Raw genomic sequence first — 5,819 nt, 5'->3', positions numbered from 1 at the left:
TTTTAGTTTATTTTCAAGTTTAATATTTTGCAGGATAAAATTATTAATTTTTTTAAGCTTTTTAAATAATTAAAATCATTTAAATGTGAATTCTTAAAAAATCATTACTTATCAAATATCATACCTCAGAGACTATATTTAATTAATTTTATCAGTAAGAATTCTTATTTTTGTAGTTATGGATTACCCGAGTAAAGTATTGGCAAAAGCAGTGGAGGAAATTTCCGGACTTCCGGGAATTGGGAAGAAAACCGCTTTACGTTTAGCACTTCATTTATTGAAACAGCCAAATCCCAGGGCGACAAGTTTGGGAACTTCAATCATCAATCTGGTGAATGAAATTAAATACTGCAAAGAATGCCACAATTTTTCAGATTTTGATGTTTGTGAGATCTGCAGCAACGATAAACGTAGCAATGAGCTGATTTGTATTGTGGAAGATGTACGTGATGTTATCGCTATCGAAAATACAGGAAAATACAGAGGGAAATACCTTATTTTAGGTGGAAAAATATCTCCGATGGAAGGAGTAGGACCTCATCAGCTGAATATTCCGAGTATTGAAAAGAAGCTGCAGCAGGGCTTAGCAAAAGAATTTATTTTTGCACTCAGCGCAACCATGGAAGGCGATACTACGGCGTATTATATTTATAAAAAATTCAAAAATTCTGGGGTACAGTTTTCAAGTATTGCGAGAGGTATTTCTTTGAGAAACTGTCTTCTTTCTATTGAAAAACACACAGAAAATGTAGACCATGAAACTATTGTAATCGATAACAAATCTACAGATAGTTCTTGGGGAGACCTTATTCCTGAGTTTCCGAAAGTGCATTTTATTGCTTCCGAAAAGAATGAAGGTTTTGCTAAAGCTAATAATAAAGCGATAGAAACTGCAACCGGAGAATATCTATTGATTTTAAATCCGGATACAGAACTGGAAGGTTTTTATTTAAATGAAATTTTAGATTTCRCTGATTCTAAGGCGACTTTCGGATGTTTGGGTGTAAGAATGCATGATGCAAACGGTAATTTTCTTCCTGAAAGTAAACGTTCGGTTCCGGATATGTTTAATTCTTTTGAAAAGCTTTTTACCAATTTTAAAAAGAAGAATTCAAAATCATATTACCGAAATGATATTGGTGAATTTGAAATTGCTGAAGTAGAAGTTATTACCGGTGCTTTTTTCTTAGTTAAAAAAGAAATTTACGAAAAAGTGGGCGGGCTTGATGAAAGGTATTTTATGTATGGTGAAGACATCGATTTGTGCTATACTTTAGTGAAAAATGATTATAAGAATTATTATTACGGGAAAGCATCGATCCTTCATCATAAAGGCGAAAGTACCGTAAAAAATGAAGTGTATCTTGAAAGATTTTACGGTGCAATGCAGATTTTTATTGATAAATATTACAGAGAAAGCAAACCTTTGCAATATTCATTTTTAAAAGCTGGGCTAAAGCTGAGACACAAAATAGAAAAAATTAAACTCAAATAAAAAAGCAACTCAATCGAGTTGCTTTCATTTTATCTTAAATAAAGTATTTCTTATTTATTTGCCGGAACACTTACCGGAGCTGAAGACTGAGAAGCCGGAGCTTTCTCTGCAGGAGCTTCTTGAGTTGGAGTTTGCGGAATAACCGGTGCTGCTTGCTTAGGTTTACCGGTAATAACAACGCTTATTAAAATAAGAACAATAATTACCGCTCCTAAAGTCCAGGTTGATTTTTCCATAAAATCATTGGTTCTCTGTACTCCAAACTGTGCAGAAGATGTACCTCCGAATGTGCTTGAAAGACCGCCACCTTTTGGGTTTTGAGCCATAACAACGATTACCAATAAAACGCTGGCAATCATAATAAGAATCATTAATAGTGTAAATATAGTATCCATTAATTTTAATATCTTTTTGAATGGGCAAATTTAATGTTTTTTTACCGAACCACAAAATAAGATTTACGCTAAAATAGAAAACGGCAGCAATTGCTACCGTTTTCATTAAAAATATATTAATTCTTATTTGAAGTCAGAATCTTTAGCTTGGTTTATTTCGTATGATTTTACTTTCATCACCATATCCATACCCATTTGATTTACTGTGATGGTATAAGGCATTTTCACACCAGCAACATCTTTGTAATCAGCAAAAGTTGTAGGCACTGTGAAAGTTTGTCCCTGTGCTTTTATAGTTTCAGTTTCACCAGTTTTAAGACCTGTTTTTACGCTATAGTAATATGCTTTATCACCAGATTTGATTGCATAAGAATCTTCACCGTTGATTTTTTCAATTCCTGTCAATTTATAATCGCCAGATTTAGCAAAGCTTAATTCTTCGAAAAGCTCAGTGTTTTTCAGGTTATCAGCGATCTGTTCTTTAGTCATCTGAACTTTTTGTCCACCCTGCTCAGAATATCCTGTCTTACCATCAAAAACCTGCTTCTGAAGCGTCATTGCTCCCATAGAAACGGTCTGGATTTCTTTACCTCCCTGAGCTTTTGTTGTTTTTATATCGATGTTTTGCCCTTGCATAGACATTGAAGCAGTCATTGTGTAAGAATTCACTTTTTCTAAATTAGCTTTTCCGCCGATTGCATTGATGTATTTATCTACAACAGAAGCTACCGTTAGACCTGCATCAACTTTTTGAGCGGTTGGTTTTGCAACAGGATTTGCATAAGCATCATAATACTTTACAGGATATCCTAATTTTTCTAATCCTTCAGAGATTTCAGAAGCTTTACCTGCAATGAAAATTCTGCTTTGGTTTGGTAAAATAGTTGCATTTACGGCTTTAGAAACATCAGCTGCAGTTACATTATCGATAGATTTTAAATAATTTGTATAAAAATCTGCCGGAAGATCCTGAACTTTTTGGTTGACAGCAAATCTTGCAATCGTTGCAGGCTGCTCTAATGCCATGATGAAACTTCCTTTCAATTTAGCTTTAGCATTGGCAAGTTCGTCTGCTTTTACTGTAGAAATAGCATTCAGTTCATTCATGAATTCTTTTACAGCTTTATCGGTCACTTCATTTCTTACGCTTGCTTCAGCAGAGAAAGATGGTGAATATTTGCTTGCGCTCATATCTGAATAAGCACCGTAAGTGAATCCGTTCTTCTCACGAAGGTTCATGAAAAGTCTGGCTTCACCACCACCACCAAGAATGTAATTGGCAATTGTAGCAGAGAAATAATTAGGATCTTTCATTTTCAATGTGTTCAAATTTCCTACAGAAACTACAGATTGTACTGCAGAAGGAACGTCTACTACATTGATTTCAGTTTTAGCTAAATTTGAAGCAGGCTCTAAAGCAGGGAATTGTGTACCCGCTTTTTTCCAGTTGTTGAAAGCTTTTTCAACCATTGGTTTTACCTTGTCAAACTTTACATCACCTACAATTACAAGATAAGCATTGTCTGGAGCGTAATATTTTTTATAAATATTCTGAACGTCAGCTAACTGAATTTTGTTGATCGATTCTACCGTTTCAAATTCTCCTCTTGAAGTATTTTTACCGTAAGTTAAAGCATTAGAAACTCTTGAAGCAATCGATGAAGCATTTTTTTCGTCAGCTTTTAAACCTTCAATAGATCTGTCTTTAGACTTCTGGATTTCGTCAGCAGAAAATTTAGGGTTGATAATTGCATCAGCCATTAAGCCTAAAACTTCCGGGAAATATTTTGAAAGAGAGTTTGAAGAAGCTCCTGCAGAAGAGAAGTTTAAATTAGCTCCCAAAAAGTCTACTTTTTTGTTGAATGCATCTTTGCTTAAAGTAGTCGTTCCGTTACCCAACTGATCTGCCATAATTTGGCTTACACCGGTAATGTCTCCTTCGTAGTAAGGTTGTCTGTCCATAGAAAGACTTACATTTACTCTAGGTAATTTGTTATTTTCAACCACCATTACGGTCATTCCGTTTTTAAGCTGAAAAGTTTTTGGTTTCGCAATGTTGATGGCAGGAGTTGGTCCCGGCTTCGGCATTGCATTAATATCAATTTTTTGTGCAGAAAGCATTCCTGAGAATAAAAATGCTACGGCTATATAAGTGAATTGTTTTTTCATTTGTAAAAATTTAATTTTAATAATCCTTTATTTAAATTGATCATTTTATTAAGATTAATAGAAGACGAATGATAAGTCTTTTATCTGAAATCTAAAATCTTATAATCTATTTAGTGATTATTTTTTTTCAGGTAAGTAATTAAGGATGATTCTTTGGTTAGAATTTAAATACTTTTTAGCCGCATTCTGCAAATCCTGCTTAGTGATCGATTTATAGATGTCGATTTCCTTGTTGATTAAGTTTGTATTTCCCATCAATACGTGGTTTGTAGCCAATGAAGCTGCAATTCCCTGAATGCTCGAGTTCGCGTTTACAAACTGATTTTCATACTGATTCTGAAGTTTTTGATAATCTTCATCAGAAATTAAAGTAGTCTGAAGTTTCTTGATTTCTGCATCGATGTCTGACTGTAAAGTCTGCTTCGTTGTAGCTCCCATCGGAATTGCGAAGAAAGCAAAAATACCGTAATCTTCAAGACCTTGGTTGAAAGCCGCTACCTGAAGTGCTTTTTTCTCCTGATCTACCAATTTTTTATATAAAACAGAAGATTTCCCGTTGCTTAAATAAGAAGAAAGCATATCTAAAACGTAAGCGTCTTTTTCTTTATTACCCGGCGTTCTGTATGCAAAAACATAAGCAGGAAGCTGAATGTTCGGATCGTATGCTGTTACTTCTTTTTCTTTTGTGATAGGCTCGTCTTTCGGGAAGTTTTTAGGATAAACTGTTCCTTTCGGGATGTTTCCGTAGTAAGTTTCGATCCATTTTTTTGTTTCCTCAGGTTTGATATCTCCTGCTACAACCAAAGTTGCGTTATTCGGAACGTAATATTTTTTATAAAATGCCTGGAATTCTTCTAATTTTGCAGCATTCAAATCATCCATAGAACCGATTGTCGACCAATGATAAGGATGCTTTGTGAAAAGGTTTTTTTGTACGTTTGTGAAAAGATTTCCATAAGGCTGGTTATCCATTCTAAGTCTTTTTTCTTCTTTTACAACTTCTCTCTGAGTATCTACTCCGATCTGGTTGATGATACCGTGACGCATTCTTTCAGCTTCCATCCAAAGACCTAACTGCTCATTGTTTGATGGGAAAGTTTCGTAGTAATATGTTCTGTCATTTGTTGTGTTGGCGTTGTTTTGTCCACCGTTTGAAGAAACGATTTTAAACCATTCTCCTCTTTTGATATTTGGAGTACCTTCAAATAAAAGGTGCTCAAAAAAATGTGCAAAACCCGTTCTTCCTACTACTTCATCTTTTGCTCCCACATGATACATTACACCAGTTGTAACTACCGGCGCAGAATTATCCTGATGTAAGATTACGTGTAAACCGTTTGGTAAATCATACTCTTCAAATTTGATTTGTTGTGCATTCAGCATCGCTCCGAAAAAGGCAGCAGCTGCAACACTAAGAAGTCGTTTTTTCATAAAATAGAAATTGTTTTGTCTATGAGTTGTAAATTTAGACTTATTGTTACAAAAATTTTAATATTTTTTTAAGAATTTTGTAATAACAGTTATTTTCAATTAAGCATGAAGTATTATTTGTTTTTAATTTTGTTTTCTTTTTCAAACATTTTGCAGTCTCAGGAACTAAATAATAACTTAGTTCTTAAACAATGCAGAAAAGAATTTAATAAAAAGATTTGTCTTTCTGATGAAGATAAAGATGGTATTCTTTTTTATGAAGATAAATGCCCGAAAGAAAAAGGTTTTACTGAGAATAAGGGTTGTCCATGGTCTGATCAGGATAAAGA

The 5,819-nt window shown here is 34.1% G+C and carries 4 protein-coding genes; 1 reads left to right on the top strand and 3 read right to left on the bottom strand.

All coding sequences use genetic code 11. The features are described 5' to 3' along the window. Window positions 1-178 precede the first annotated feature (178 nt). On the top strand, window positions 179-1,495 hold the full coding sequence (gene recR / locus AB4Y90_RS15305; protein WP_441558411.1) for a recombination mediator RecR: 1,317 nt from the start codon (window positions 179-181) through the stop codon (window positions 1,493-1,495). A gap of 50 nt (window positions 1,496-1,545) precedes the next feature. Here the strand turns inward: recR and secG are convergent, their stop codons facing one another. The 3 genes from secG to AB4Y90_RS15290 form a co-directional block, all read right to left on the bottom strand. Then, window positions 1,546-1,890 (bottom strand): preprotein translocase subunit SecG, encoded by a 345-nt coding sequence (gene secG, locus AB4Y90_RS15300; RefSeq protein WP_441558409.1) that lies wholly within the window; start codon window positions 1,888-1,890, stop codon window positions 1,546-1,548. Window positions 1,891-2,013: 123 nt separating this feature from the next. Then, complete coding sequence (locus tag AB4Y90_RS15295) at window positions 2,014-4,059, bottom strand: M16 family metallopeptidase (RefSeq protein WP_441558407.1); 2,046 nt, start codon at window positions 4,057-4,059, stop codon at window positions 2,014-2,016. 117 nt (window positions 4,060-4,176) lie between these two features. After that, entirely contained in the window at window positions 4,177-5,490 is a 1,314-nt protein-coding gene (locus AB4Y90_RS15290; RefSeq protein ID WP_441558405.1) for a M16 family metallopeptidase, read from the bottom strand. Window positions 5,491-5,819 lie beyond the last annotated feature (329 nt).

The sequence above is a fragment of the Chryseobacterium sp. 2TAF14 genome (assembly GCF_052115105.1).
Lineage (GTDB): Bacteria > Bacteroidota > Bacteroidia > Flavobacteriales > Weeksellaceae > Chryseobacterium.
This window is presented reverse-complemented; position numbering and strand designations above follow the sequence as displayed.